25 protein-coding genes and 1 pseudogene are annotated in these 26400 nt (G+C 70.7%); 15 read left to right on the top strand and 11 right to left on the bottom strand.

Annotation, left to right across the window (positions count from 1 at the left end; all coding sequences use genetic code 11):
- Positions 1-52: 52 nt before the first annotated feature.
- Genes ACIBO2_RS32035 through ACIBO2_RS32020 form a run of 4 tightly spaced genes read right to left on the bottom strand, consistent with a single transcriptional unit; the run spans position 53 to position 4408 of the window.
- Complete coding sequence (locus ACIBO2_RS32035; RefSeq protein ID WP_397301651.1) at positions 53-1711, bottom strand: FAD-binding dehydrogenase; 1659 nt, start codon at positions 1709-1711, stop codon at positions 53-55.
- Positions 1704-2054: a DUF4387 domain-containing protein gene (locus ACIBO2_RS32030; RefSeq protein ID WP_358549698.1), complete on the bottom strand. Its 351-nt coding sequence runs from the start codon at positions 2052-2054 to the stop codon at positions 1704-1706. The genes ACIBO2_RS32035 and ACIBO2_RS32030 overlap by 8 nt, the downstream gene beginning before the upstream one ends.
- A complete protein-coding gene (locus ACIBO2_RS32025; protein ID WP_397301648.1) occupies positions 2047-3429 on the bottom strand; it encodes an acyclic terpene utilization AtuA family protein in 1383 nt (460 codons plus the stop codon). The genes ACIBO2_RS32030 and ACIBO2_RS32025 overlap by 8 nt, the downstream gene beginning before the upstream one ends.
- Complete coding sequence (locus ACIBO2_RS32020; protein ID WP_397301645.1) at positions 3422-4408, bottom strand: phosphoglycerate dehydrogenase; 987 nt, start codon at positions 4406-4408, stop codon at positions 3422-3424. The genes ACIBO2_RS32025 and ACIBO2_RS32020 overlap by 8 nt, the downstream gene beginning before the upstream one ends.
- Before the next feature lie 108 nt (positions 4409-4516).
- Between ACIBO2_RS32020 and ACIBO2_RS32015 the strand changes: the two genes are divergently transcribed.
- Positions 4517-5260, top strand: coding sequence for a GntR family transcriptional regulator (locus tag ACIBO2_RS32015; RefSeq protein ID WP_358549692.1), 744 nt, complete (start codon positions 4517-4519; stop codon positions 5258-5260).
- Between the two features lie 36 nt (positions 5261-5296).
- On the opposite strand, the gene ACIBO2_RS32010 is transcribed toward ACIBO2_RS32015, so the two are convergent.
- Complete coding sequence (locus tag ACIBO2_RS32010; RefSeq protein ID WP_358549690.1) at positions 5297-5452, bottom strand: hypothetical protein; 156 nt, start codon at positions 5450-5452, stop codon at positions 5297-5299.
- A 45-nt stretch (positions 5453-5497) separates the two neighbouring features.
- On the opposite strand from ACIBO2_RS32010, the pseudogene ACIBO2_RS32005 reads away from it, so the two are divergent.
- A pseudogene (locus ACIBO2_RS32005) lies at positions 5498-5629 on the top strand (TetR/AcrR family transcriptional regulator); the annotation flags it as partial.
- Between the two features lie 363 nt (positions 5630-5992).
- On the opposite strand, the gene ACIBO2_RS32000 reads toward ACIBO2_RS32005, so the two are convergent.
- Both ACIBO2_RS32000 and ACIBO2_RS31995 read right to left on the bottom strand, forming a co-directional pair.
- On the bottom strand, positions 5993-6550 hold the full coding sequence (locus ACIBO2_RS32000; RefSeq protein ID WP_397301641.1) for a TetR/AcrR family transcriptional regulator: 558 nt from the start codon (positions 6548-6550) through the stop codon (positions 5993-5995).
- A gap of 38 nt (positions 6551-6588) precedes the next feature.
- A complete protein-coding gene (locus ACIBO2_RS31995) occupies positions 6589-7617 on the bottom strand; it encodes an NADP-dependent oxidoreductase (protein ID WP_358549686.1) in 1029 nt (342 codons plus the stop codon).
- A 94-nt stretch (positions 7618-7711) separates the two neighbouring features.
- On the opposite strand from ACIBO2_RS31995, the gene ACIBO2_RS31990 reads away from it, so the two are divergent.
- From ACIBO2_RS31990 to ACIBO2_RS31980, 3 genes are all read left to right on the top strand, one after another.
- On the top strand, positions 7712-8305 hold the full coding sequence (locus tag ACIBO2_RS31990) for a helix-turn-helix domain-containing protein (RefSeq protein ID WP_358549684.1): 594 nt from the start codon (positions 7712-7714) through the stop codon (positions 8303-8305).
- A 284-nt stretch (positions 8306-8589) separates the two neighbouring features.
- Positions 8590-9198 carry a TetR/AcrR family transcriptional regulator gene (locus ACIBO2_RS31985; protein WP_358549682.1) on the top strand — a complete coding sequence of 203 codons (609 nt, stop codon included), beginning with the start codon at positions 8590-8592 and terminating at the stop codon, positions 9196-9198.
- A 43-nt stretch (positions 9199-9241) separates the two neighbouring features.
- Entirely contained in the window at positions 9242-10780 is a 1539-nt protein-coding gene (locus tag ACIBO2_RS31980) for an FAD-dependent monooxygenase (protein ID WP_397301636.1), read from the top strand.
- A 118-nt stretch (positions 10781-10898) separates the two neighbouring features.
- On the opposite strand, the gene ACIBO2_RS31975 is transcribed toward ACIBO2_RS31980, so the two are convergent.
- Positions 10899-11678: an integrase gene (locus ACIBO2_RS31975; RefSeq protein WP_358549678.1), complete on the bottom strand. Its 780-nt coding sequence runs from the start codon at positions 11676-11678 to the stop codon at positions 10899-10901.
- A gap of 50 nt (positions 11679-11728) precedes the next feature.
- Positions 11729-12343: a TetR/AcrR family transcriptional regulator gene (locus tag ACIBO2_RS31970; RefSeq protein WP_358549676.1), complete on the bottom strand. Its 615-nt coding sequence runs from the start codon at positions 12341-12343 to the stop codon at positions 11729-11731.
- 79 nt (positions 12344-12422) lie between these two features.
- Between ACIBO2_RS31970 and ACIBO2_RS31965 the strand changes: the two genes are divergently transcribed.
- The 3 genes from ACIBO2_RS31965 (at position 12423) to ACIBO2_RS31955 (ending at position 14919) form a co-directional block, all read left to right on the top strand.
- Complete coding sequence (locus ACIBO2_RS31965; RefSeq protein WP_358549674.1) at positions 12423-13091, top strand: alpha/beta fold hydrolase; 669 nt, start codon at positions 12423-12425, stop codon at positions 13089-13091.
- Between the two features lie 52 nt (positions 13092-13143).
- Positions 13144-14280 carry a hypothetical protein gene (locus tag ACIBO2_RS31960; RefSeq protein ID WP_397301632.1) on the top strand — a complete coding sequence of 379 codons (1137 nt, stop codon included), beginning with the start codon at positions 13144-13146 and terminating at the stop codon, positions 14278-14280.
- A gap of 129 nt (positions 14281-14409) precedes the next feature.
- Positions 14410-14919 (top strand): hypothetical protein, encoded by a 510-nt coding sequence (locus ACIBO2_RS31955; RefSeq protein ID WP_397301629.1) that lies wholly within the window; start codon positions 14410-14412, stop codon positions 14917-14919.
- On the opposite strand, the gene ACIBO2_RS31950 is transcribed toward ACIBO2_RS31955, so the two are convergent.
- Positions 14904-15731, bottom strand: coding sequence for a cupin domain-containing protein (locus tag ACIBO2_RS31950; protein ID WP_358549668.1), 828 nt, complete (start codon positions 15729-15731; stop codon positions 14904-14906). The two genes, ACIBO2_RS31955 and ACIBO2_RS31950, sit on opposite strands and share 16 nt — an antisense overlap.
- A gap of 69 nt (positions 15732-15800) precedes the next feature.
- Between ACIBO2_RS31950 and ACIBO2_RS31945 the strand changes: the two genes are divergently transcribed.
- The 6 genes from ACIBO2_RS31945 (at position 15801) to ACIBO2_RS31920 (ending at position 23962) form a co-directional block, all read left to right on the top strand.
- Positions 15801-16379 (top strand): helix-turn-helix domain-containing protein, encoded by a 579-nt coding sequence (locus tag ACIBO2_RS31945; RefSeq protein ID WP_358549666.1) that lies wholly within the window; start codon positions 15801-15803, stop codon positions 16377-16379.
- 84 nt (positions 16380-16463) lie between these two features.
- Positions 16464-17855: a selenium-binding protein SBP56-related protein gene (locus ACIBO2_RS31940; protein WP_358549663.1), complete on the top strand. Its 1392-nt coding sequence runs from the start codon at positions 16464-16466 to the stop codon at positions 17853-17855.
- On the top strand, positions 17852-18451 hold the full coding sequence (locus ACIBO2_RS31935; protein WP_397301624.1) for a hypothetical protein: 600 nt from the start codon (positions 17852-17854) through the stop codon (positions 18449-18451). Before ACIBO2_RS31940 ends, ACIBO2_RS31935 begins: the two co-directional genes overlap by 4 nt.
- Positions 18452-18527: 76 nt before the next feature.
- Positions 18528-19451 carry a sigma-70 family RNA polymerase sigma factor gene (locus ACIBO2_RS31930; RefSeq protein ID WP_358549660.1) on the top strand — a complete coding sequence of 308 codons (924 nt, stop codon included), beginning with the start codon at positions 18528-18530 and terminating at the stop codon, positions 19449-19451.
- 64 nt (positions 19452-19515) lie between these two features.
- Positions 19516-20709: a sensor histidine kinase gene (locus ACIBO2_RS31925; RefSeq protein ID WP_358549657.1), complete on the top strand. Its 1194-nt coding sequence runs from the start codon at positions 19516-19518 to the stop codon at positions 20707-20709.
- Between the two features lie 103 nt (positions 20710-20812).
- The gene (locus ACIBO2_RS31920) at positions 20813-23962 is read left to right on the top strand and encodes a BTAD domain-containing putative transcriptional regulator (protein ID WP_358549654.1); all 3150 of its coding nucleotides are present in this window, start codon (positions 20813-20815) and stop codon (positions 23960-23962) included.
- A gap of 34 nt (positions 23963-23996) precedes the next feature.
- Here the strand turns inward: ACIBO2_RS31920 and ACIBO2_RS31915 are convergent, their stop codons facing one another.
- Positions 23997-24941, bottom strand: a complete 945-nt coding sequence (locus tag ACIBO2_RS31915; RefSeq protein WP_358549651.1) for an ATP-binding cassette domain-containing protein — start codon at positions 24939-24941, stop codon at positions 23997-23999.
- Between the two features lie 165 nt (positions 24942-25106).
- Between ACIBO2_RS31915 and ACIBO2_RS31910 the strand changes: the two genes are divergently transcribed.
- Positions 25107-26306, top strand: coding sequence for a cytochrome P450 (locus tag ACIBO2_RS31910; RefSeq protein WP_358549648.1), 1200 nt, complete (start codon positions 25107-25109; stop codon positions 26304-26306).
- The last annotated feature ends 94 nt before the right edge of the window (positions 26307-26400 follow it).

Genomic DNA, 26400 nt, shown 5'->3' with positions numbered 1-26400 from the left:
TTTTGCCATGGGACTTTGCGGCGTGGAGCCAGGCAGGGATTAGCCAGATAGGTCAGCCGACCGCCCGCGCCGCGGCTCGACCGGCCACCCGGCCGGAGAAGAGGCAACCGCCGAGGAACGTGCCCTCCAGGGCGTTGTAGCCCATCATCCCGCCACCACCGAACCCGTTGACCTCACCCGCGGCGTAGAGCCCGGGAAGGGGGCTGCCGTCGGCGCGCAGGCATCGGCCGTCGAGGTCGGACTCGAGACCACCGAGCGTCTTGCGCGACAGGATGTGCAGCCGTACGGCGATCAGCGGCCCCGCCTTCGGATCGAGCAGCTTGTGCGGGGTCGCCACCCGGCTCAGCTTGTCGCCGCGGTAGTTGCGCGCGCCCCGGATCGCCGTCACCTGCGCGTCCTTGGTGAACGTGTTGCCGATCTCACGGTCGCGCGCCTCGATGAGGGTCCGGAGCGCCGGCTCCTCGATCGCCGGCGCGTCCGGATCGGCGAGCTTGTTCATGCCCGCGACCAGCTCGGTGAGGTCGCCGGCGACGACGAAGTCGGCACCGTGCCGCTTGAACGCCTCCACCTGGGCCGGCGCCCCGCCCCTGACACGCGACAGGACGAGCTTGATGTCCTTGCCGGTGAGGTCGGGATTCTGTTCCGATCCCGAGAGCGCGAACTCCTTCTCGATGATCTTCTGGGTGAGCACGAACCACGAGTAGTCGTAGCCCGTCCGCCGCAGGTGACGGAGGGTTCCCAAGGTGTCGAAACCCGGGAAGTACGGTGCGGGCAGCCGCTTGCCGGTGGCGTCGAGCCACAGCGATGAGGGGCCGGGGAGGATGCGAATGCCGTGGTCGTCCCAGATCGGGTCCCAGTTGCGCAGCCCTTCGACGTAGTGCCACATCCGGTCCGGGTTGATGACCCGGGCGCCGGCCGCCTCGCTGATCCCCAGCATCCGGCCGTCCACGTACGCCGGCACCCCGGCCACCATCGTCCGTGGCGGCGTCCCCAGCCGGGCCGGCCAGACCTTGCGTACCAGGTCGTGGTCACCACCGATGCCGCCGCTGGTGACGATCACGGCCTGGGCGCGTAACTCGAAGTCGTCGACGGCGATGCGCGAGGTCGGGCGGCCTCGGTCCTCGGCCGCCGGCTCGAGCACCTGTCCGCGCACCCCGATGACCGCGCCGTCATCGACGATGAGAGCGTCGACCCGGTGGCGGAACGCGAAGCGGATCCGTCCGCTGCCGGAATGGGCGCGCACGCGCCGCTCGAAGGGCGCGATCACACCGGGTCCGGTCCCCCATGTGATGTGGAAGCGCGGGACCGAGTTGCCGTGGCCGTCGGCGCGGCCGTCGCCCCTCTCGGCCCAGCCCACCAGCGGGAAGACCCGGTGCCCCATGCCACGCAGCCAGGCGCGTTTCTCGCCGGCCGCGAAGTCGACGTACGCCTCGGCCCACGCCCGGGGCCAGCGATCCTCCTCGCGGTCGAACCGCGCGCTGCCGAGCCAGTCCTGCCAGGCCAGCTCACGCGAGTCCTTGATGCCCATCCGGCGCTGCTCGGGGCTGTCCACGAAGAACAGCCCACCCAGGCTCCAGAACGCCTGACCTCCCAGCGACTGCTCCCCCTCCTGCTCCACCAGCACGACCGACCGGCCGGCGTCGGTGGCCTCGGCCGCCGCCACCAGGCCGGCGAGGCCCGCTCCGACGACGATGATGTCGGCGTCAGCCACGACTCACGCCCGGAGCCGTGGCCGGCAGACGGAGCGCGGCAAGGGGGACGTGGTGCTGGCCGGCGTGCATGTCGCGGTCCCGCAGCGATCCCTGCGAGACGGGTCGCGGGAAGGAGATCTTGACGACGTTGAGCGACGGGATCCGGAACATCTGGATCGTGCCGGCGTCCACGCGGTAGAGATCGGCGATCATCGGCTCGTTGAGGAACGTCTCGTCCGCCACGATCCGGTAGCCGTCCGCATCCCGCATGAACAGCTCCATCGTCACCCAGAAGGGGCCGGCGTTCTTGGACCGGACCTCGAGTGCGAGGTCACCGACGGTACGCGCGGTGATGTCAGCCATGGTGGTCGTCTCCGTGTTCGATGCGGAACATGCCGGTGGGCGTGATGCTGTCGACGACGTGGTTGAGCACGAACGCGTATGCCGGGCCCCGCTCGACCTCCGCCGGCGAGGACGCGAAGGCGAGGCTGGGGAGATAGTGCATCTCGGGCGTCGGGAGATGCAGCATCAGCGGGTTGGCGAGCTTCGCCACCGCCGTGGCGGTGGCCTGGTCCGGGGCGTTGACGAGGAGCATCACGCCCACCTCGCGCGGCGGGCCGGTGTCGAACTCGAGGTCGTCCAGTACCGCGTTGTGGCCGTAGAGGCGCAGGTCGAAGGCGTACTCGTCGTCCGCGAGTCCCAGAGTCCGGCTCACCCGCCGCCGCAGATGCGCGCCCAGGAGGTCCGCCCAGGATTCGATGTCCGCGAGAATGAGCGGGTCGCGGACAGCGGTGAAGGACATGGTCTCGTAGCCGGTGACCCGAGCACCCTCCAGTTTGACGGTGTGCCGCTCAGCGGTGTGAAATCTCGACCCCTCGACCCGGACCGTGCGGCCGTCCACGGCGACGTACGTCGCCTCGCGCACGTCCAGGGTTCCGGCGGGCTCACGCATCTCGAACGGGTTGACCGTCTCGTACAGCATGTGCGCGGCGACCGTGTACGGCGTGCACGAATTGCCCGGGTCGAGCGGCTCGATGGTGAACCCGTCGGCGTCGATCACGGTGTAGACCCCGCCCGCGCGCGGGTCGGTGGTGCACTGACCGCCGCACTCGACGATCTTGGCCGCGTGCCAGCTCGCTCCGGCCGGCATCCCCTTCATCAGCGGGTACGCCGCCGCCACCGCCGTGTCGGTCGCGCGGCCCGCCAGCACGACCTGGGCACCCGCCTCGAGCGCCTGGACGATCGGTTCGTGTCCCATCATCCCGACGATGTGAGTGCAGCTCTCCAGCGTCTCGGCCCGCATCTCGCCCAGGGGCGGCAGCGGGTGGATCCGGCCGGCGTCGAGGTGTTCCTTGAGGTCGGCCGGGTTCTGTTCGCTGTAGATCCGCGCGACCTTGAGGTCCAGGCCCTCCTCCCTCATGAGCTCGGTGACCATCCCGGCGACCCAGTCCACGCCGCTGTCGGTGCCACTGGTGCCGCACGAGCCGATGATCAAAGGCGCGTCCGCGCGGGCCGCCGCCCGCAGCAGGCTGCGCAGGTCGCGGGCCACCGCCTGCGCGGCCGTCTTCGCCGTCGCCGACCCGAGGTAGTGCGGGCCGGAGTCGGTGGACCCGCCGTCCACCGTGATCACGTCGACGCCGAGGGCCAGCCCGCGCTCGATCGTGGCCTCGTCCCACCCGGCACCGAGCATGCCGACGGGCGTCATGATCCGGACGGAGTCGACCGGGGTGTCATCCATGGTTAGCTCCCCTTTCGGACGGGAGGGTCGGATGGTTGACCGCGAACCGGGGAGCACCCCTGAGCGAGGCCACCAGCTCGGCGGCCCCCTCGAGCCCCGCGGCCCGGCGGGCTTCGGCCGACTGGCCGGCCAGGTGGGAGTACACGACGATCCCGTCGACGCCCCGCAGCGGACTGTCCGCGGGCAGCGGCTCGACGCACACGACGTCCAACGCCGCCCCGGCGATCACACCGGAGCGCACCGCGTCGGCGAGTGCCTGTTCGTCCACGATCGGCCCCCGCGCGGTGTTCACCAGCACGGCGCCCGGCTTCATCCGGCGCAATGCCGCGGCGTCGAGGAGGCCCCGGGTCCGTTCGGTGAGAGCCGTGTGGACGGAGATGTAGTCGGATGCGGCCAGGAGCTCGTCGAGCTCGACGAAGCGCACGCACTCGTCGGACCGCTCGCCGGCGGGCACGCTCGTCCTGCAGAGCACCGACATGCCGAACGCGCGCGCGAGCGGGACGACCGCCCGGGTGACGGCGCCGTAACCGATCAGGCCGAGCGTCGCGCCCCGCAGCTCACGCCCGTCCTCGCGCGGCCACTCGCCGGCCGCGACACCCGCGGCGCTGTGAACCAGGCGACGGGCGGCGGCGAGGAGCAGCCCCAGGGTGTACTCGGCCACCGCGTTCGCGTTGATGCCCGGAAGGTTGCTGACCGTGATACCCAGCCGTGCGGCGGCATCGACGTCCACGGAGTCGTACCCGACCCCGGTCCGCACGATCACGCGCAACGCTGTCGCCCGCGCGAGCACGTCGGCCGTCATCGGCTCGTTCGCGATCAGAGCCGCGGTGCTGTCACGCAGCGCCGCGGCCAGCTCTGCCGGGTCGCGCCGCCCGCGGATCGGCAGGTGCGTGGTTTCGTATCCGAGCCGGCGCAGGTAGTGATCGACCTCGTCATCCGGCCTCAGGTAGTCGGTGGTGATCAGGACGCGAGACACCATGTCCTTCCTTGAGCGTCGGGGGCGTGGCAACACACCATACTTTTGCTATAGCACGTTAGTCAAGCATTGCATATGCCCGCTGCCATGGCGGGCAGCTATGCTACGGCTGTGGCCACCGAATCCCTCGCAACGCTCAGCAACGACACCCTCGCCGACCAGGCCTACCGATCGATCCGGGCCGCCATCGTCACAGGCGAGCTCCGGCCGAGCCAGAAGGTGACCGAGCGCGGGCTGGCCGAGCGTCTCGACGTGAGCCCCACACCAGTGCGGGAGGCGATCAGGCGGCTCGAACAAGACGGCCTCCTCGAACGCACCGGACCTCGCACGGTCAAGGTCTCGACCATCGGCGACACCGCGCTTCAGGACCTCGCCGAAGTGGAGGTCGCCCTGCGCGGCATGGTCGCCCGGTTCGCGGCCCGCCACGCGACGCCCGAGCAGCTCGACAACCTTGACGCCATCCTCGATCAAGCCGACGACCTGCTGATCCTCATCAAGCAGCGTCACGCGGACGGCGCCCCGGTGACCCGGCATGTCAACCAGCTCCTGGACACGATGGAACGGTTCAACGACGCCGTCAACGCCTGCGCCGACAACCCGGTCCTGGTACGTCTGCTCAAGCAGACGCGGGTGTTCTCCCGCTCCGAGAGCCGGGCCCGGCGTCTCGAACGGGTCGCCCAGGACCCGACTTTCGGTCTCGACCGCTACGCCACCCACCGCGCGCTGGTCCGCGCTCTGCGCGCGGGCGATTCTGCGGCAGCCGAGGCCGTCGTGATGGAGGACGCCCGGGGCGGCCTGAGCGCCCTGCTCTCCGGCGGCGACGAGACGGGCCCGGACCCCCACACTGCCACCTGACGATCCCCGGCCAGCCAACGCACGCGGGGACCGCGTTCACGCATCTCCAGAGCTCAGGTGCCGAATCAGCGCGTCGAGAACCACCCGGTCTTCCCCCGGCTCGATCGTCTGCGGGTTCAGCGCGATCGCGTCGTCGGGTACGCCGAACACGCCGACCGCGATCCGCGGGTCTCCGTCCCACAAAGCCCGCACCAACCCGTCCCGGGTCCAGCCGCTGGGCTCGCTACGCGTGACCTGGTGACCGGGCGGGAGCGGGGACTACGGGCCGACGCTGCCCGTAACTACGAGCGGATCGTCGGCGCCGCGGTCGCGACGTTCGAGGAGATCGGGCCGGAGGCGACGCTGGAGGAGATCGCCGAGCGTGCGCAGGTGAGCGTGATGACGCTGTATCGGCGCTTCCGCAATCGCGACCAGCTCATCCGGGCCGTCTTCGATCATGTCCTGGCCACGGAGATCGAGCCCATGACCACGGTGCGCACCGACGATCCGTGGCGCGATCTCGTCGGCGCGCTCGAGGCCGCTGTCGAGGTGCTCGTCCGACGGCGGGCGATTCACTCGCTCGCCCTGGAATTCCGGGCGTTCGCCGCCGAAACCGGCCAGCGCTCGTACGTCCCGAGGATCCGGCGGGTGCCGCCCGCAGACGCTACTTCGCCCTGCTCGCCGAGGGGTTGCGCCCCTCCGCGATCACCCTTCCCCCGCTCCTGTCACCTGAGCCCTGCGGGCAGTGATGGCCTACTCGGGCTTCCGTGCGCCGTTGAGAAAAATCGTCACGGCCGCCTCGGTGGCTTCCTCGGGCGTCATGATCTCGCCGACGGTCAGCCAGAGGGTGCGTTCCACGATCGCGGAGAACATGGCGAGCACGACGTCAGGGCGCAGGTCGTCGCGGAGCACCTTGTCGCGGATGCCACGAGCGATGACGTCGCGGATGGGCCTGACCGTACGCTCGATGGCGTCATGGTCGCAGAATTGGTCGGCCTGGCCGATCACCGCCGCGTATTTGGCACCGTTTCGCAGATACACGGCGATGATCCTGGTGATCGCCCGGTCGGCCGGAAGCTCGTCGAGGTTCGCGGCCGCGAAGGCCTCCACGAGTTCGGCCATCCCGACCTCGGCCACACCGCGCAGCAGCGACTCCCGCGTCGGGAAATGCCGGTACAGCGTCGCGCGTCCCACACCGGCCTCGTCGGCGATCTCCGCCATCGCCGCGTCTGAGCGCCGGCCCAGCGCCCGGGCGGCGGCGTCGAGGATCGCCGACCTGGTCCGCTGCATCCCGGCATCCGATTTCACCACTCGACCATGCTAAGGCCCCATGACGAGACAATCATGTCTCACAAGCGGGCTCGTTCCTGAACTACCGTGAGCACGATCTTGCCTTGGATGTGCCCTCGGGCGGCGCGCTCGTGCGCCGCCCGGGCATCGGCGAGCGGAAACGTGCTGTCAATCGCGACGCGAACCGTGCCCGCGTCGAGCAGGCGTCCCAGCTCAGCGAGTTGCGCGCCGTTCGAGCGGACCTGGGTGGCCGAGACCGTGACGCCCAGCTTCGCGGCCTCTTCGTCATCGAAGCCGCCGGGGAAGACCGGGTACAACGCGCCGCCGCGCTTGAGCGTGCGCAGGAAACGACCGCTGTCGCGACCACCGACGCTGTCGAGCACGAGATCAAGGTCGTGCGTGACTTCCTCGGGACGACTCTTGGTGTAGTCGATGAACTCCTCGGCGCCGAGCTCGCGCAGGAACGACTCATGCGCGCCCGATGCCACCGCGATGACGCGGGCACCTTTCCACTTGGCCAGCTGCAGCGCGAAGTGCCCCACGCCACCCGCGGCGCCGTTGACGAGCACCGTCGTCTCAGAGTTCAGCGCCATCGGGCGATGCCGCGCCGCTTGAAAGGGTGACGGGTGATCGTGCCCGAGCTCGATCAGGAACTGCCACGCGGTGAGCCCTGCCATTGGCGCCCCCGCGGCGTGCGCGTGATCGAGGCGAGCGGGCTTGCGTGCGAGGTCCGAGGCGGGCGCGGCGACGTACTCGGCATATGCGCTGCCGTCGAGGGTGGGAAAGCGAAGCAGGCCGAAGACATCATCGCCGACGGACAGGCCGTCCACATCCGCGGCGACGGCCGCGACGACGCCCGACACGTCCGTCCCCGGAATCATGGGCAAGCTCAGCTTCGGCCTCATCTCAGGAGGCACGTTGGACATTCCTTCGCGCACGTACCAGTCGGGGGGATTGACGCCGACCGCGTGCACGCGAACGAGCACCTCACCCGGTTTCGGCTCGGGAATCGGCACTTCGTCGTAACGCAGCACCTCAGGGCCACCGTGCTCGTGCAGCCGGATGGCCTTCATCGTGTTCGCCGGCATTGTCTTCGTCCTTCACCGCAGATGAGTTATCGTTTCCGGAGCAGTGCTCCAAATATAAGCGGGGCACTGCTCCGCTTGTCAACTCAGGAGGCATATGCGAGCCGACGCCAGGAAGAACTACGACCAGCTCCTCGCGGTCGCGCGTGCCGTCGTGACCGAGCAAGGCGCCGACGCGTCGCTGCGCGACGTCGCCCGCAGGGCCGGCGTCGGGCTCGGCACGCTGTACCGTCACTTCCCGACGCGCGAGGCGTTGCTCGAGGCCATGCTCCGCGCGAGCTTCGACGAGCTGGCGGCACAGGCGGGCGAGCTCGAAACCTCGGTCTCGCCTGGGGATGCCCTCGTTTCGTGGCTAGGCGACTTCGTCGCCTGCGCGCATGAGTATCGGGGCGTTGTGGCGCTGATGGTGGCCGCCATCGAAGACGCCGGGTCCGCGCTCCATGCTTCGTGCGTCACGATGCGCGCGGCGGGCACGCGGCTCCTCACCCGCGCCCAGGCGGCTGGCGCAGCACGGACCGACATCGACGGCACCGACCTGTTCGCGCTGGCCGGGGCTCTCGCGTGGCTCAACGATCAACCCTCGCTCGCGCCCCGCGCCGATCACCTCTTCGGCGTCATCGCGAGCGCGATCGCGACGAGCGCGGGGAACGGCGACGCCGAGGGGGAACACCGCCCTGGGGCCCGAAGCTGACCTCGTCGCGCACGCGGACCAGTCCGAGCGGGGAGTCGGCGCTCCCTACCGCTTCGTAGGAGATCTCCACCTTGCGGGCGCCATCCATGAGTGGCCGGCATCGCACGTCAGGTGAGGTGAGCTCGGGCTGGGGGAGCATCGCCGCTCCCACACCCGGTTTCGCCCGCTGCTCCAGCATCCGACTCTCCGAACCTCCGATCGCATCACCACCATCGACGGGTACCTGGTCGTGTGCGGATGGGACCCACTTGCGCCGGCGAGATCGCCCCAGTAAACATTTACTTGTGTCCTCGAAGAGCAAACAGGCGCTGCTCGACGCCGGAGCTGAGGTGTTCGCCCGCCACGGGCTGAAAGGCACCCGGGTCCGCGAGATCGTCGAGCGCGCGGGCGTCAACGAGCGGATGATCTACGACCACTTCGGCAGCAAGGAAGGGCTGTACCGGGCGGTCCTGGACGCGCAGAGCAGCGACATGGGAGCGGCGTGGCGGCCGGTTCTGGACCGGTTGACCGGTCAGGATCCGGTCGAGGTCACGCGCGTCGCGTTGCGGGCGTACTTCGACCTGGTCTGTGAACGTCCCCTGCTGGTGCCGCTGCTGCTGCACGAAGGGCTGGGTGAGGGGGAGATCCGGCCGCCGATCGAGCCGGCGGACCTGCCCGCGCCGCTGCGCGAGGTGTTCGAGCGAGGGCAGCGGGAGGGGGCCTTCCGGGCCGACGGCGACTTCGAGCTGTTCTACGTCACCGCGATCTGCCTGCTGACGGTGCTTCCCACCCTGCCGGGGCGGCTGACCGCCCTGGCAGGGGGCACCAGCGAGCAGGCACGGGCGCGGCTGCGCGACCAGGCGGTGGACCTGCTGCTGGAGGGCATCACGGGGCCGGCGGGAGCGGGCCGGTGAGCGGCATACGGGCGCTGGTCGCCGGGCCCGCGGGAGCGGGCCGGTGAGCGACTTACAGGTGCTGATCGCCGGGGCCGGGCCGACCGGCCTGACGCTGGCCTGCGACCTGGCCCGCCGCGGCGTCGCCGTACGCGTCATCGACCAGGCCTCCGGGCCGTTTCCCGGATCGCGCGCCAAAGGCGTCACCCCCCGCACCGTGGAGGTCCTCGACGATCTCGGCCTCGCCCAGGAGGCCGTGCGGGCCGCCACGCCGGTCGTCATGCGGCACTACGGCCGTGAGGGCACTTTCACCGACCAGCGTCCGGCGTCGTACTGGCAGACCAGCCCGGCCGAGCCGCACCCGCAACTGCTGCTGCCGCAGTGGCGCACCGAGGCCATCCTGCGCTCCCTGCTGGGCCGCCTGGGCGTCACGGTCGAGTACGGCACCCGGCTGGACCGGTTCGAGCAGGACGGCAATCAGGTCACGGCCACCGTCCAGCGCGATGCGGGCAGCCGCGTCATCGCGGCCGACTACCTGGTGGGGTGTGACGGCGGCCACAGCACGGTACGCAAGCAGCTCGGCGTCGCCTTCGAGGGCACCACGCACCCCGGCCAGACGTTGCTCATCGGCGATGCCGAAGTGACGGGCCTGCGCCCGGACCGGCTGCATCTCTGGGCCGACCCCGACCACGGCCTCCTGCAGCTGTGCCCGTTCGCCGGGGTGACGGCCTGGCAGGTCGCCGCCATGACGCCGGCCTGGCAGGCACGTCCGCCGGCACCGTCCGAAGAGGTCTTCCAGCGTGCGGTGCTGGAGATCACCGGCATGCCGCAGATCACGCTCGGCGCGCCCACCTGGACCTCCACCTACCGGGTCAATGTACGGATGGCCGATCGGCTCCGCTGCGGGCGGGTGTTCCTGGCCGGTGACGCCGCGCACGTCCATCCGCCCGCGGGCGGGCTCGGCATGAACACCGGCATCCAAGACGCCTACAACCTGGGCTGGAAGCTCGGGCTGGTCCTGTCCGGCCACGCCGGCGACGGGCTGCTGGACACCTACGAGAGCGAACGCCTGCCGATCGCGGCCTGGGCTCTGGGCGCCAGCACCGAGCGCTTGCGGGCCATGATCGGTGAGCTCGGCAAGGGCGCCGACGCCGACCTCGGCGTGGTGAACACCGACGACACCCGCCAGCTGCGCCTGGGCTACCGCTGGAGCCCCCTGTCGCGCGAGGGCCACCGTCGAGGTGTACGTGCCGGCGATCGCGCCCCGGACGCCCCCTGCCGTGACGCCTCGGGGGCCACTGTGCGGCTCTTCGACATCTTCCGCGGCCCGCACTTCACCCTTGTGGGATTCGGCCAGAGCGGTCGAAGCTCGCTCGACGTCGTACGCGATGCCTGGCCCGGCCCTCTGCGTACGTGCCTGATCGCCGAAGCAGGCACGCTCACCGACGCCGACGGCCACGCGGCCGACGGCTACGGCGTCACCGGCGAGGCCATGGTGCTCGTACGTCCCGATGGCCATCTCGCCCTGACCGTCGAAGCCCACGACCCCGTCACCGTGCTGAACTACCTGGAGGCATTGAAAACCCTGCCGCCCGGTCGGTAGCCGAAGTCGACGCCGTCGGCGACCAGGTCCCAGAATCCGTTCCGCAGGGGAAGGTGGCCCTCGATGAGGAAGTGCGTCAGGTCATGGGGGGCTGGCCGCCGGTTTTTCGCCGTGACCCTCATGCCTGGCCGAGGTCGGTGCAGTAGGTGATCGTCGCGTCGTCCGCGGCCACCGCGTGGCGCGCCTCCGCCTGCCGGACGCGCTGGATGATGTGGGCGGGCCCGCTCGACGCCAGTGCGGCCATGACCCCCGGCCAGTCGGCGAGCCGGAAGGGGTCCACGATGCGGCCGGCTCCATTGCTGAGCAGGACGGCGCCGTTCAGCTCGGAGATCGCACAGCTTCCGGTGATCGCCTCGTCCGCCGCGCGCGGGTCGTCCTTGGCCACCCAGAAGCCGCCCGGCTGGTTCCGGTTGGCGCGCAGGTCTCGCAGGACGCGGTGGTAGTCCTCGCTGCCCTTGGCGGCGGCCTCGAGCGCGGGCTCGTAGGACCGGCTGATGATCACCTCCCGGGGGTCGGAGACGACGAGCGGCGCGTCGTCAGCCCTGTCGAGCACGAGGAACGCGTCACCGAGCACCAGGTACTCCAGGAGGCCGCCGGACAGGCGCAGGACGGCCACGGCCGCCGACGGGCTGATGGGGTTGGCGACGTCGCAGGTGTGGCGGTGCTCGTCCGTCACCTGCTCGATGGCTTCGGCGAGCAGCGCCGCAAGGCCGCGGTCCCCTACGAGGGACAGGAGGTTGGCTCCCAGGCGGCCTGCGTACCAGGCGACGCCGTGCCGGCAGGTCGCTTCGCCGCCGGGGATGCCGGCGCCGTCGACCAGCACCGCCGCCGTCGGCACGGCGCCGGTGAAGTCCTCGTTCGCGCGGCCGGGTCGTTTCGCGACGCTCGTCATCGTCACCCGCATGTCCTGGCGCCGCCCTCCTGCCGCTCAGCCTTCGCCCGCAGGCATTAGATCACTCCGAGGTCGCGTTCCAGGGTGCGGGCGTAGGACTCGACGGTGGCGACGATGTCGACGGCTTCGGGGTCGAGCAGCCACTGGGTCTGCAGGCCGTCGAGGGTCGCGAGGATCTCGGTGGCCTTGGCCACCGGGTCGATGTCCGGGCGGGCGACGCCGTCGGCCTGGGCGGAGCGGATGTTGTCGGCCACGATGGCGCGCATCGCGCGGTAGCGTTCGACGAAATGTTGGTGGCCGGGCGAGCCCGGCTCGAGGCTCTCCGCCACCAAGACCGTGAACAGTTTGGCCAGCCCGGCCCGCTGCTTGTTGCGGCGCGCGAACTCCGGCAACGCCCGAAGCCGCCCGGAGGGCTCCATCCCGAGCAGTTCCAGGGCGAACGCCTCACTGTCCAGGTCGCGCCGCTCGATCACCGCCAGCAGCAGGCCCGCCTTGCTGCCGAAGTGGTGCAGCAGACCGGGCTCGGTGATGCCGGCCCGGGCCGCGACGTCGGCGAGCGAGGTGCCGCGGAAACCGCCGCGGGCGAACATCTCGCCGGCCGCCGTGATGATCTCTTCCCGCCGCAGGCGAGCGCGTTCCTGCCTGCCGGGTCCTTGCCTGCTCGGGGTCACGGTGTTAAACCTAACGCAACTCACTTACCGAGCACTAGGTAAGTGAACCCCCCTTCGGTACGAGTAGCGAGGTGCGACGATGCCGCCCAGACCCCACCGCATCCGGCCCTTACTGATCATCGCGGTCGCCCTGCTGGGCGGGCTCTGCCCCGGTTCGCCGGCCCAGGGCGCGCAGCGGGAGCCGGTCATCCTGGTTCACGGCTGGAACGGCTCGCCGACCGAGTTCGCCCAGATGCGCACGGCGCTGGAGCAAGCCGGCTACCCGACGTACGCGATCGACCTGCCCGGCGAGGAGAACCTCGCCAACGCCCAGGCCATCGCCGGCCTCGTGGAGCAGGCACGCGGCGAACACGGCGGCGGCAAGGTCAGCCTCGTCGGGCACAGCATGGGAGGGCTGTCCGCGCGCTACTACCTCAAATCCCTCGGCGGCGCCGCCAAGACGCTCAGCTACGTCTCGATGGGCACCGGGCAGCTCGGCTACTGGCCCGCCTGCCTGCTGCCGGCCGGTCAGGGCGGGCAGATGTGCCCCACCAGCAGCTTCATCGCCCAGCTCAACAGCGGCGACCCGACGCCGGATCCGGTCAAGTACACGTTGCTGACGAGTTCGCTCGACGAGACGCGCAACGACGTCATCGCCGGTGTCTGGTGCCGGGCCGAGTTCGCCGGCGTGGCGCATGCCGACGAACCGGCGTCACCGGTGTTCATCGACGCCGTCCTCAGCGCCCTTGACGGGCGATGCCCGTCCTGAGCGGGCGAAATGTGATCGCCGATCGCGCGGACGGTCAACTACTGTCGCGCGGGTGGGAAGCGATCTTCTGCCGTTGCTGTGGCTGTGCGGGCCGTCAGGTGTCGGGAAGTCCTCGCTCGGCTGGGAGGTGTTCGCCCAGCTGAGCCGGGGCGGCGTCCGGGCGGCGTTCGTCGACGCCGACCAGATCAGCCTGTGCTACCCCCTGCCGGAGCTCGGCACCCATCGGATCCGGGCCCGGAGCCTGGCCGCGATGTGGCCCAACTTCCGGGATCAGGGAGCGCGGTGCGTGGTCCTGTCGGGTTTCGTCGACACCGCTGAGGAGATCGGCGAGTACACGGAGCGTCTCCCGGACGCCGCCTTCACCGTGTGCCGGCTGCGCGTGAGCACCGATGAGCTCAAGGAGCGGTTTCTCGGGCGGGGATGGCGTCCCGACCTGGTGGCCGAGGCCGTCGCCGAGGCGGAGTCGCTGGAGGGCAGCGACTTCGCCGACCTGTGCCTGGATACCGGCGGGCTGACCGTGCCCGAGGCGGCCCGGATGGTCCGCGAGCGAGCCGGTGGATGGCCGCGTCCCGGCCCACCCGTCGGCCATGTTTCCCGACCGGCCGCACCGCTCGCCGTCGATCCGGTTCCGGTGCTGTGGTTGTCCGGCGCCACCGCGGTGGGGAAGTCGACTGTCGGCTATGAGGTCTTCTCGCAGATCGTCCGGACCGGCGTACGAGCCGCTTATGTGGATCTGAAGCAGATCGGCGTGTTACGTCCCGCCACGGACGACGACCCGGACGGCCATCGCCTCAAGGCGCGCAATCTCGCGGCCCTCTTGGCCGGATACCGTGCGGCCGAGGCCAGGTGCCTGATCGTCTCCGGGCACGACGACCGGGACGACACCGTCCGCGACTACGCCGAGTTGCTTCCCGGAGCGGCGCTGACGGTGTGCCGTCTGCACGCCGGGCCCGCGACGCTGGCCGAGCGCGTCACGCGGCGCGGCCGGGGAGGCGGGCCGGCGATACCGGGCGATGAGCTGAAGGGACTGGACCCCGAAGCCCTGCGCCGCGTCGCCGAACGGGCGGCACGCGAGGCCGTGGCGCTCGACCGCGCCGGAGCGGGTGACCTGCGCATCGACACGGACGGCCGGTCGGCGCAAGAGGTGGCCGAGGAGATAAGGGCGCTCATCGGCGACTGGCCGAACTAAGCCAAAGCGAGCGAGCCAAAACAAGCGGCCCCGCGCACAAGGCGCCCGGCCGCTTGACAGTCATTCCCTTCATAGGATAGTTGTGCTATCCAATAACTAGATAGCGCAACTACCCAATTGGGGGACGTAATGGAGACGAGCATCGTTCTGGTGGTGGCCCTGCTGGGCTTCCGCGCACTGGGGGCCTTCGGGGTCGGCCGGTTCGCCTCGTGGCCGGTCAGTGCGGCGCATGCGCTGGCCGTCATGCTCTTCATGACGGCCAGCGCGCACTTCGTCCCGGAAAGCGTCACGGTGATGCCCACCCACGCCGATCTCGTACGCATGGTGCCCCCCTTCGTGCCCTTCGCCGACGCGGTGGTCTACCTGACCGGCGTGCTGGAGCTCATGGGCGCGGTAGGGCTGATCATCACCAGGACGCGCTGGTCGGCCGGGATCGGGCTGATCGCGCTCTTCGCGCTCCTGCTGCCGGCCAACATCTACGCCGCGCTGGCCGACGTGCCGTTCGACGGCGGCGAGGCGTCCCCGTTGTGGCTGCGCATTCCCGAGCAGGTCCTCTACATCGCCGTCGCGCTCTGGGGCATCCGCTCGGCACCCCGGGTGTGGCCGCTGCCGCTTCGCGTGGGTTACGGCACTTCGTAGGTGATGTCGTACTTGGCGGCGATGGAGTTGAGCTTGGCCGGGTCGAGCCTGCCGCCCGCGCTGACGTACGGCCTGGCCTCGATCAGGTCCTCGACGAAGCACTCCCAGCCACCCGGCGAGGAGATCTGGATGACCCGCGGAGGAGGGGTGGACCCGCGGCGCAGCGCGTGCGGGACCCCGTGGGGCAGCAGGACGAACTGCCCCTTGCCCACCTTGTCCGTCCGGTCGTCGAACTCGACGACGAGCTCTCCGTCGAGTATGTAGATCCCCTCGTCGGCCTCGTGGTGGACATGGCGGGGAATGTCCTGAGCCACGGCCATTTCCAGCAGTGACAGCGTGCCGCCGGTGTCGGTGGCGCGAGCCTTGGCGGCGAAGGCGGGCGGCACTTTGACGCGCCCCGGCCGGGCTTGGCCGTGCCCCAGGACGTAGAAGCGGTCCTTGTCGCCGCTGTCCTCGGCCACGTCCTGGACGTTGCCTTCCAGGCCGCCCGGCGTCGACAGCCGCAGCGCGTGGACCGGAGCCTCGGACAGGGTGCGCATGGCATGGGTGACGCCGCGCGGCAGCAGGGCGCACATGCCCGCGGTGAGGCGGTGCGTCCAGCCGTCGAAGTCGATGCCCAGCTCCCCGTCGAGCACGTAGACGAACTCGTCGAAGGTGTCGTGGACATGCGAGGGGAGGTCGTTGTGTCTGTGGTTCTCCATGAGGGTGAACCGGCCCTCGGTGTCGGCGGCTCCGGCCTTGAGCGTCGTCCCCGGCGGTAACGGCAGGCGTGACTCTCCGGGGCTCAGGAGGATGAAGCGATCTTTGGACATGAGGTATCCTTTCCGGAGGAGGATTCGGAATCCGATTCCGCTTCAAGTCTAGACAGAGGACCGCCAGGGATGTCAAAGCACACCGCCCGCAAGCCCCGCACCGACGCCGAGCGCAACCGCGCTCGCGTGCTGGAGGTGGCCTGCGAGCTGTTCGCCGAACGCGGGGACGAGGTGCAGATGGCGGAGGTGGCCAAGGCGGCCGGAGTCGGCATCGGCACCGTCTACCGGCATTTCCCGACCCGCCAGGCCTTGATCGAGGCGGTGACGGAGCAGCGGTTCGCCGAGATCCTGGCCTACGCCCGTACCGAATGCCTGCCCAATCCCGACACTCGGCAGGCCCTGACCTGCTTCCTGACCCGCATCGGGCAGGTGCACGACGAGGGCCGGGGGGTCTCCAGCGCGATCGAGGCGGCGCTGGGCTCCACCGAGCCGCGCGGGCAGGTGGGCGAAGACCTCCTGGCCCTCGGCGAGGCGCTGCTCGAGCGCGGCCGGGCCGACGGCACGCTCCGCGCCGACGCCAAGCTCGGCGACCTCTACATGATCGCCGGAGCGGTCTCGGCGATCAGCCGCAACGCCGTGGGCGACTGGCGGCGCTTCATCGACATCGCCCTCGACGGCCTGCGAGGCCCGGCCCGCGATCGACCCTGATCGGGACAACACCTTGCGCGATCATTCCGAAAACATGCCCAATACCCTGTTGACCTTGTAGGGAATTGGTGAATACGTGAAGGGATGAGCCTCTGGACCCCGGACCCCACGTTCTATCCTTCGCCCAGGGACGCGGCCGGTGCACCCGCCGAGAAACTGGCCTATGTCGTCGCCTTCGACCGGTCGGCGACCAGGCCGGACGCGCTGGCCGTACTCGACACCGACGCCGACTCGCCGCACTACGGCCAGGTGGTGGGCTGGAGCGAGCTGCCCAACACCGGCGACGAGCTGCACCACTTCGGCTGGAACGCCTGCAGCACCGCCCTGTGCCCCAGCGCCCCGCACCCGCATGTCGAACGCCGCTACCTCATCGTGCCCGGACTGCGCTCCTCGCGCATCCACGTCTTCGACACCAAGGACCACCTCAGCCCGGAACTGGTCAAGGTCATCGAGGCCGACGAACTGGCCAAACGGGCCGGCTACTCCCGGCCCCACACCGTGCACTGCGGGCCCGGCGGGATCTACCTGTCCGCGCTCGGCGGCGCCGACGGCAACGACGGGCCCGGCGGGATCGCGCTGCTCGACCACACCACGTTCGAAGTGCTCGAACGCTGGGAGGTCGACAGAGGGCCGCAGTACCTCGCCTACGACTTCTGGTGGCACATCAACCACGACGTGCTGATCAGCTCCGAGTGGGGCACCCCGTCGATGATCGAGAACGGCGTGGTGGGAGAGCTGCTGCTCGGCCGCAAGTACGGCCACAAGCTGCACTTCTGGGACCTGCGCAAGCGCAAGCACGTCCAGGAGGTCGACCTGGGCGATGAACACCAGATGGTCCTGGAGCTGCGCCCGGCGCACGACCCCACCCGCACCTACGGCTTCGCCAGCGTCGTCACCAGCACCGCGGACCTGTCGGCCTCGATCTGGCTCTGGTTCCACGAGGACGGCCGCTGGCAGGCCCGCAAGGTGATCACCATCCCCGCCGAGCCCGCGAGCGCCGACCTGCTGCCACCCGTCCTGCAGCCCTTCGGCGCCGTGCCGCCCCTGGTCACCGACATCGACCTGTCGGTCGACGACCAGCGCCTGTACGTCTCCTGCTGGGGCACCGGCGAGATCAAGCAGTACGACGTGTCGGACCCGGCCAACCCCGCCGAGCTGGGCTCGCTCAGGATCGGCGGCATCGCCCGGCAGGCACCCCACCCCGCCCAGCCGTCACTGCCGCTGCGCGGCGGGCCGCAGATGGTCGAGATCAGCCGCGACGGCCGCCGCCTCTACCTCACCAACTCCCTGTACGGAGCCTGGGACGACCAGTTCTACCCCGAGGGCGTCGGCGCCTGGATGGCCAAGATCGACACCGACTCCTTCACCTTCGACACCCGCTTCTTCCCGCACGATGAGGCCTTCCGCGGCCTGCGCCCCCACCAGGTACGCCTGCAGGGCGGCGACGCCTCCTCCGACTCCTACTGCTACCCGTGACGATCGCCACCGTGCTCCTGCTGGGCGCCTTCCACGGCCTGAACCCGGCCATGGGCTGGCTCTTCGCCGTGGCCCGCGGCCTGCAGGAGCGCAGCAGGGACCTGCTGCTGCAGTCGCTGCCGGTCATCGCGCTGGGCCACCTGGGCTCGGTCGCCGTGGTCGCGATCGTCGTCGGCCTCACCGGCTCGCTGGTCACCGGCAGGGTGCTGTCGATCGGCGGCGGGGTGGTGCTGGTCGGGTTCGGCCTGTGGCGGCTGCTGTCCAAGCGGCACTTCCGCTGGGTGGGGATGCGGCTGTCGCTGTGGCAGCTGGCCGGCTGGTCGTTCCTGATGTCCTCGGCCCACGGCGCCGGCCTGATGCTGCTGCCCGTCTTCACCGGCCTGCACGCCCCCGGCCATGAGGGGCACGCCCTGTCGGGCGGCCTGGCGGTGGCCGCGCTGCACACGCTGGCGATGTTCGTGGTGGCGGGTGTCATCGCCGTGGTGGTGTACGAGGTGGCCGGGCTCACGGTGCTGCGGCGTGCCTGGTTCAATCTGGACCGCATGTGGGCGCTCGCCCTCGTGAGCGCGGGAGTGATCACTCTGGTCCAGGCATAAACCTCGGCGGGAGTTGTCACATCGGTGGCGTCGGGTTGGTCAGTGCTATGACTTGCTTTGACGAAGGAATGTGACGATGAATATTGGGACGACGAATATTGGGACGACGAATATTGGGACGACGAGCGACGCGGAGTTCCTGGCCGGCCGGTTCGAGGAGCACCGCTCCCATCTGCGGGCCGTGGCCTACCGGATGCTCGGGTCGCTGAGCGAGGCCGAGGACGCCGTACAGGAGGGGTGGATACGGCTCAGCCGCAGCGACACCAGCGAGGTGAACAATCTCGGCGGGTGGCTGACCACGGTCGTGGCCCGGGTGTGCCTGACCATGTTGAGCTCGCGCGAGCGGCGGCGCGAGGACTCCCTGGAAGAGCGCCTGCCCGACCCGGTCGTCAGCCCCGCCGAGGGCGTCGATCCCGAGCACGAGGCGCTGGTGGCCGACTCGGTCGGATTGGCGTTGCTGGTGGTGCTGGAGTCGCTCGAGCCGGCGGAGCGGCTGGCGTTCGTGCTGCACGACATGTTCGCGGTGCCGTTCGAGGAGATCGCGACGATCGTGGGGCGTACCCCGGCGGCGGCCAGGCAGCTGGCCAGCCGCGCCCGCCGCCGCGTGCGGGGCACGGCCCCGGTGCCCGATCCGGATCTGGGCCGTCAGCGCCAGGCCGTCGACGCCTTCCTGGCCGCCGCGCGCGATGGAGACTTCGAGGCGCTGGTACGGGTGCTCGACCCGGATGTCGTGGTCCGCTCCGACCGCGGCGCCGCGGGGGGCGTGCTGGTGGCGCGCGGGGCGGCTGTGGTGGCCAAGCAGGCGATCATGTTCCGCCCGGTCGGCTCGGTGGGACATCCGGTGCTGGTCAACGGGGCCGCCGGATCCGTCGCCACGGTCGGCGGCCAGGTGGTCTCGCTGGTCGCCTTCACCGTCAGCGGCGGCCTGATCGCCGAGGTCGTCATCATCACCGACGCCGACCGGCTGGCCCGGCTCGACCCGATGTCGGCGACGGGCTGACCCAGCGTGCTTCACGCCTCGGGTCGGCTCGTCGCGGCTCTCGGGCGCGGATAACGTTGGCCTGATGGCCCGAACCCCGCCCTCGAACCCCGACGGCACGCCGGACGAAGCGCCCGACGCGCCCGGCATAGGGGCGTTCCTGCCCTTCGTCCTGCTGGCCGCGGGCGCGATCTGGGAGACCGTCGACGGCTCGCTGCGGCCGGGCTGGCTGTCATGGGCGGGCCTGGCCGCCATGTCCGCCCTGTACGCGCTGACAGTGATCATGGCCTTCCGGCGCCGTACGGTGCCCGCCCGGCTCGCGCTGGCGGGGCTTTCGGCCGTGGTCTTCGGGCTGTCGATCGTGCTGGGCGGCGGCTGGTACTACCTGTTCCCGCTGCTCGGCGTGGCGTGCGGCATCACCCTGCGCGGCCGGGCGGTGCGACTCGCCACGGCGGCGCTGCCCTTCGGCACGGCGCTGGTGGTGGGGGCCGGCGGCGGCAGCCTGGAGTCGATCCTGGCCTTCTCGTGGGGGACCTTCAGCGCGGGCCTGGTCGTGGCCGTCATCCTGCACCTGCACACGGTCATCGGCGAGCTGAACCAGACCCGGCGGCGCCTGGCCGAGGCGGCCGTCGCCGAGGAGCGGCTGCGCTTCTCCCGCGACCTGCACGACCTGCTCGGGCACACCTTGTCGGTCATCGTGGTCAAGGCCGAGGCCGTACGACGACTGGCCCGCCGCGACCCCGGCCAGGCCGAACGCCAGGCCGCCGACATCGAGGCCGTCGGCCGGCAGGCACTGACCGAGGTACGCGAGGCGGTCACCGGCTACCGGGCGGGCAGCCTGGCCGACGAACTCGCCCGCGCCCGCGACGCCCTGGCCGCGGCCGGCGTGCGCGCCCGCGTCCGCCGCACCGGGCCGCCACCGGCCGCGCAGGCCGAGGCGCTGCTGGGCTGGGTGGTACGCGAGGGCGTCACCAACATCATCAGGCACAGCGGCGCCACCGAGGCCGAGATCGACCTGACCGGCCTGACCCTGACGATCCGCGACAACGGCCCCGACCGGCCGCGGCCCACCAAGAGCGGCAGCAGCCCCGACGGACCCACCGAGAGCGGCACCGACGGCCCGCGACCCACAGAGAGTCCCGGCCCGCAGCCGGCCGAGAGCGGCAGCGGGCTGCGCGGGCTGGTCGAACGGCTAAGCCAGGCAGGCGGCAGCGTCGAGGCGGGCCCCCACCCGGGCGGCGGCTTCGAGCTCACCGCCACCCTCCCGCCCGGCGTTTAGGGGGTGCGGCCGCAAGGCCCAGCCGGCGTCCAGGGGGTGCGGCCGGAGGGCCCAGACGGACAGATGGCGCAAGACGGGCTCACAGTTCGGCACAATTGCCGCTGTGAGAGTCGAATTGCTGGGACCGTTCGAGGTCCGAAACCGCGATGGGGCCGTGGTGGAGGTTCCGGGGATTCGGCTGCGCGCACTGCTGGCCGCGCTCGCCCTCGAACCCGGCCGGATCGTCACGCGGGCGAGGCTGGTGGACTGGATCTGGGGCGAACAGCCGCCCGCCGACGAGGTGAACGCCTTGCAGGCACTGGTGTCCAGGCTACGCAGGGTGTTGCCGGACGGGGTGATCGAGGCCGATTCCGGCGGATACCGGCTGGCCGTGGCTCCTGATGCCGTGGACGTATCCAGGTTCGAGCAGCTGGTCGGCCAGGCCCGTGCCGCCGAGCCCGCGGCGCGGGCGGATCTGCTGCGCTCGGCCTTGGCCTTGTGGCGCGGCACGGCCATGGCCGACCTCGCGCTGCAGGGCAGCGACACCTTCGACGCCGCGGTCGCGCGCCTGGACGAACTCCACGTCGCCGCGCTCGGCGATCGGGTGGATGCCGATATTCGCCTCGGCCGTGGCTCGGAGCTGGTCTCGGAGCTGACCGAGCTGGTCGCCGCGTACCCGCTGCGGGAGGGGTTCGTGGCGGCGTTGATGCGAGCGCTCGCCGAGGCGGGGCGGGGGAGCGAGGCGTTGACGGTCTACCAGCGCACCCGCGAGCGGCTCGCCGAGGAGCTGGGCGTCGATCCGTCGGCCAAGCTCTCCGCGCTGCACACCGCGCTGCTGCGTGGCGAGCTGGGCGAGCGGGCGGACAACCACAAGACGAACCTGCGCGCCGAGCTGACGAGTTTCGTCGGCAAGAAGAATGATGTGTCCGCGGTCGCCGCTCTGGCCGCCAAGCACCGGCTGGTCACCTTGACGGGGGCGGGCGGCTCCGGCAAGACGAGGCTGGCCACCGAGACCGCGCGGACGATGCTCGCCGACCTGCCGGATGGGGCGTGGCTGGTCGAACTGGCCTCCGTCGGGGAAGGCGGCGATCTGGCGCAGGCCGCCCTGACCGCGATCGGCCTGCGTGACCAGGCATTGCTCGGCGGCTCGCGGGGCGGGGAGCCGATGGACCGGCTCATCGCCGCGGTCCGCGAGCGCGCGATCTTGCTCATCCTGGACAACTGCGAGCACGTGATCGAGGCGGCCGCGGCGTTCGCCGACCGGCTGCTGGGGGAGTGCCGCAGATTGCGGATCGTGGCCACCAGCAGGGAACCGCTCGGCATCACCGGGGAGGTGCTGTGGCAGGTCGAGCCGCTCGCGCTGCCCGCCGGCGGAGCCGATCCCGCCGAGGCCGGGTCCTCGCCCGCGGTGCGGCTGCTGCGCGACCGCGCCGATCTGGTGCGCAAGGACATCGGCTCCGACACCGACACTTTGGCGGCCATGGTGCGGATCTGCCGGGCGCTGGACGGGATGCCGCTGGCGATCGAACTGGCCGCGGCCCGGCTGCGCACCATGTCCGTCGATCAGCTGGCCCGCCGGCTCGACGACCGGTTCCGGCTGCTGACCAGCGGCAGCCGTACGGTGCTCGCCCGGCACAAGACGCTGCGCGCGGTCGTGGACTGGAGCTGGGACCTGCTGACCGAGACCGAACGTGAGGTGCTGCGGCGGCTGTCGGTGTTCTCCGGCGGGGTGAGCCTGGAAGCGGCCGAACAGGTGTGCGGGCAGGAGACGTCCGCCGGGGAGCAGGTGTTCGACGTGCTGACCGCGTTGATCGACAAGTCGCTGCTGCTCGCCGACGGCCAGGGCATGCCGCGCTACCGGATGCTCAACACCATCAGGGAGTACGCGGCGCAGCGGCTGGCCGAAGCCGGGCAGAGCGAGCCGGCGCGCCGGGCGCACCTGGCGTACTTCACCGAGCTGGCCGAGACGGCCGAGCCGCGCCTGCGCCGGGCCGAGCAGGTGGAGTGGCTGGCCAGGCTCGGGGCCGAGCACGACAACATCGGCACGGCCCTGCGCGGCGCGATCGCCGAGGGATGGGCTCAGGAGGCGATGCGGCTGGTCGCGGCCGCGGGCTGGTACTGGTACCTCAGCGGGCACCGGGCCGAGGGCGCCGAGCTGAGCATCGCGGCGGCCTCGCTGCCCGGTGAGGTGTCCGATGAGGTGCGGGCGCTGGCGTACCTCAATGTGACGATCTTCGTGACCGCCGGGGTCACCGGCGATCAGTATCAGGCGCGGGAGTGGATCGAGCAGGCGCACCGGTTCGCTCAGCGCAGCGGGTCCAGCCATCCGCTGCTGGGGTTCGTCGAGCTGCTGGAGCGGATGCTGCGGGGCCCGGCGGAGCTCATGCCCGCCTTCGAGCCGCTCGTCGCCGCCGCCGATCCGTGGGTGCGCGCGCAGGCCAGGCTCACCCGTGGCCGGCTGCGGCTCACGATCGGCGGCGACGAGACCGACGTGGACCTCGACGCCGAGACCGCCCTCGCCGAGTTCCGTACGCTGGGCGACCGGATGGGGATCTCGCTCGCGCTGACCTTCCTGGCCGACCGGCTGGCCATGCGCGGCGAGTTCGCCCGCGCCTGCGAGCACTACGAAGAGGCGGCGCGGGCGCTGATGGAGGTGGGCGCGAGCGAGGACGTGGTCGGCCTGCGGGCGCGGCAGGCTCAGCTGCACTGGCTGCTCGGCGATGAGCGATCAAGCGCCGCCGCCATGGCCGAGGCGCGGCGGATCGCCGATGGGATCGTCTGGCCGGACGCGCTCGTCGAGCTGGCGCTCGCGCAGGCGCAGCTGGCGCGCTTGCGCGGCGAGCCGGACCACTCGCGCGAGCACCTGGCCACGGTGCGGGCGGTGCTGGGCGAGGCGGACATGGCCGACTCCGTCCGTGTTCACACCATGGACCTGTACGGCTACCTCACCGAGGATCTCGGCAAGGCCCGCGCCTACCGGGCCGAGGCGTTGCGCGCGGCCACGACCGTCGAGCACACCCATCCCCCCACGATCTCCCTTGTGCTGATCGGGATCGCGGACCTCGCGCTGCGCCAGGGAGAGCACGAGCAGGCCGTACGACTGCTCGGGGCGAGCGACGGCGTGCGCGGCACGCCGGACCGTTCACAGCCGGACGCCGCCAGGATCGCCGCGGACGCGCGCGATCACCTCGGCGAAACCGTGTTCGCCGAGGCGGTCCGTGCCGGGCAGCAGCGGGACTGGCGTGAGCTGGCCGAGATCACGCTCGCCTCGTGAACGTCGTACGAGCCCAGGCAAGCCGACATGGCCTTCATCGCGCGCCGGCCTCCTTGTTCGCGTGAGCGGTAAGGGCGAGGAAGACGTCATCCAGGTCCGGTGTGTGCACCGACAATTCCTCGACTTCCAGACCATGGGCGTCGAGCCGATCGATCAGCGCGCGCAAGGACCGCACCCCGCCGTCGCCGGGAACACGCAAGGTCAGCTCTTCGTCGTCCCTGGTGGACTCGTGCAGGACCCGCGCCGCGGCGTCGAGTTCGTACCGGGCGGTGAACCGCAGCCGGACATGGCTGCCGGGGACGCGGCGCTTGAGCTCATCGGCGCTGCCCTCGGCGACCAGCCGGCCCTGATCGAGTACGGCGACACGGTCGGCGAGCTGGCCGGCCTCCTCCAGATACCGGGTGGTGAGGAAGATGGTCCTGCCCTCCGCGGCCAGTTCCCGGATGATGTCCCACATGGTGCGGCGGCCGCGCGGATCGAGTCCCGTGGTGGGCTCGTCCAGGAAGATGATCTGCGGGTCGCCGACCAGCGTCATGGCCAGGTCCAGTTTGCGGCGCATGCCGCCGGAGTAGGACACCGCCAGCTTGCCCGCCGCCTCGACCAGATCGAACCTCGCCAGCAGCCGGCCGGCGACGCGTTCGCCCTGCGCCTTGGGCAGGTGCAGGAGATCGGCCGTCATCAGCAGGTTCTCCTCGCCGGTGAGCAGGTCGTCCACCGAGGCGAACTGCCCGGTGACCCCGATCGCCGCGCGCACCGCCTTGGTCTGCGTGGCCACGTCGTGCCCGGCGACGACCACCTTCCCGGCGTCGGGGGCCAGCAGCGTGGTCAGCACGTTCACCGTCGTGGTCTTGCCGGCGCCGTCGGGCCCGAGCAGGGCGAAGATCGTGCCGGTCCGGACATCCAGGTCGATGCCGTCGAGCACGGTCTTGTCTTGGTATGCCTTGCGCAGCCCCGAGGCCACAATGGCTGAACCGTTCATGGGGTCCAACCTGGCCGACCGCTCTGATATCGGGCCGTCGCCGTCCTGACGTGGCCGCTGACACGAACCCCGCGCCGTTCACCGGCCGTCGCGGCCATGCGGTGTCAGCGGCCGTGTCAGGTCGGCGACGGTCTCATATCAGAGCGGTCGGCGAGAGTGGACGTCATGGAACACACCGTTACCGCGATGCCGACCGAACGTCAGCCCGGCCGCCCCTTCGACCCGCCCAAGGAGCTCCTCCAGGCCCGCGAGCAGAGCCCGATCAGCCGCATCCCCTTCGCCGACGGTCATCAGGGCTGGCTGATCACCGGCTTCGACCTGGTCCGGTCGGTCTTGGCCGATCCGCGGTTCAGCTCGCGCAGAGAGCTCATGCGCCACCACCCGTGGGTCGACTACGGCGACATCGAAGTCCCTCCGGCGCCACCCGGCGAGTTCCTGCTCATGGACGAGCCCCAGCACAGCCGGTACAGGAAGCCGCTGGTGGGCAAGTTCACCGTGCGGCGGATGCGGCAACTGACCGAGCGCGTGGAGCAGATCACCGCCGAGTGCCTGGACGCCATGGAGAAGGCCGGGCCGTCCGCGGACCTGGTGACCGCCTTCGCCAAGCCCATCCCCGCGATCGTGATCTGCGAGCTGCTGGGGGTGCCGTATGAGGATCGGGGCGCCTTCCAGGGCAACGTCGACAAGTTCATGGACGGGGAGACCGGCGACGAGGAGCTGATGGCGGCCTACACCGCGGTCCAGACCTATCTCGCCGAACTCGTGGTGGCCAAGCGCGCCAACCCCACCGACGACGTGCTCAGCGACCTGACCGACAGCGATCTGACCGATGAGGAGCTGAAGGGTGTCGCCCTGATCCTGCTGGCGGCCGGGCTCGACACCACCGCCAACATGCTGGCGCTGGGCACCTTCGCCCTGCTGCGGAACCCGGAGCAGCTGGCCGCGCTGCGCGCCGACCCCACACTCGCCGACAAGGCGGTGGAGGAGCTGATGCGGTATCTGAGTGTGGCCAAGACGTTCTTCAGGACGGCGCTGGAGGACGTCGAGCTGGGCGGCCAGACCATCAAGGCCGGTACGGCGGTCATCCTGTCGATCAACACCGCCAACCGCGACCCTGAGCGCTTCGCCGATCCCCACACCCTCGACCTGCGCAGGCAGGACGGCGGGCATCTGGGCTTCGGTCACGGCATCCACCAGTGCCTGGGCCAGCAGCTGGCCCGTGTCGAGATGCGGGCCGCCTTCCCCGCGCTGGTCAACCGCTTCCCCACGCTGCGCCTGGCGGTAGCGGCCGAACAGGTCGCCCTGCGCCCGGAGACCGCCGACATCTACGGGGTCAAGAGCCTGCCGGTCACCTGGGACGCGTGACTGCCCTCGTCAGCGGTTCGATCCAGAACGTTGCCCAAATCTGGTGGGAATGACTGTTTTGTGGCAAGGAGTTGGACGCGTGATGAACTAGAAG

The sequence above is a fragment of the Nonomuraea sp. NPDC050022 genome (assembly GCF_044460705.1).
Lineage (GTDB): Bacteria > Actinomycetota > Actinomycetes > Streptosporangiales > Streptosporangiaceae > Nonomuraea.
The sequence above is the reverse complement of the archived record's forward strand: the minus strand, read 5'-3'. Positions and strand labels throughout refer to the sequence as shown.

What these genes read in the sequence shown, in the direction of transcription:
- ACIBO2_RS32030 (WP_358549698.1), bottom strand. Translation starts at nt 2,054, where the DNA reads ATGGCTGACATCACCGCGCGTACCGTCGGTGACCTCGCACTCGAGGTC.
- ACIBO2_RS32025 (WP_397301648.1), bottom strand. Translation starts at nt 3,429, where the DNA reads ATGGATGACACCCCGGTCGACTCCGTCCGGATCATGACGCCCGTCGGC.
- ACIBO2_RS32020 (WP_397301645.1), bottom strand. Translation starts at nt 4,408, where the DNA reads ATGGTGTCTCGCGTCCTGATCACCACCGACTACCTGAGGCCGGATGAC.
- ACIBO2_RS31995 (WP_358549686.1), bottom strand. Translation starts at nt 7,617, where the DNA reads ATGCCGGCGAACACGATGAAGGCCATCCGGCTGCACGAGCACGGTGGC.
- ACIBO2_RS31990 (WP_358549684.1), top strand. Translation starts at nt 7,712, where the DNA reads ATGCGAGCCGACGCCAGGAAGAACTACGACCAGCTCCTCGCGGTCGCG.
- ACIBO2_RS31965 (WP_358549674.1), top strand. Translation starts at nt 12,423, where the DNA reads ATGCCGCCCAGACCCCACCGCATCCGGCCCTTACTGATCATCGCGGTC.
- ACIBO2_RS31955 (WP_397301629.1), top strand. Translation starts at nt 14,410, where the DNA reads ATGGAGACGAGCATCGTTCTGGTGGTGGCCCTGCTGGGCTTCCGCGCA.
- ACIBO2_RS31950 (WP_358549668.1), bottom strand. Translation starts at nt 15,731, where the DNA reads ATGTCCAAAGATCGCTTCATCCTCCTGAGCCCCGGAGAGTCACGCCTG.
- ACIBO2_RS31945 (WP_358549666.1), top strand. Translation starts at nt 15,801, where the DNA reads ATGTCAAAGCACACCGCCCGCAAGCCCCGCACCGACGCCGAGCGCAAC.
- ACIBO2_RS31940 (WP_358549663.1), top strand. Translation starts at nt 16,464, where the DNA reads ATGAGCCTCTGGACCCCGGACCCCACGTTCTATCCTTCGCCCAGGGAC.
- ACIBO2_RS31930 (WP_358549660.1), top strand. Translation starts at nt 18,528, where the DNA reads ATGAATATTGGGACGACGAATATTGGGACGACGAATATTGGGACGACG.
- ACIBO2_RS31925 (WP_358549657.1), top strand. Translation starts at nt 19,516, where the DNA reads ATGGCCCGAACCCCGCCCTCGAACCCCGACGGCACGCCGGACGAAGCG.
- ACIBO2_RS31915 (WP_358549651.1), bottom strand. Translation starts at nt 24,941, where the DNA reads ATGAACGGTTCAGCCATTGTGGCCTCGGGGCTGCGCAAGGCATACCAA.
- ACIBO2_RS31910 (WP_358549648.1), top strand. Translation starts at nt 25,107, where the DNA reads ATGGAACACACCGTTACCGCGATGCCGACCGAACGTCAGCCCGGCCGC.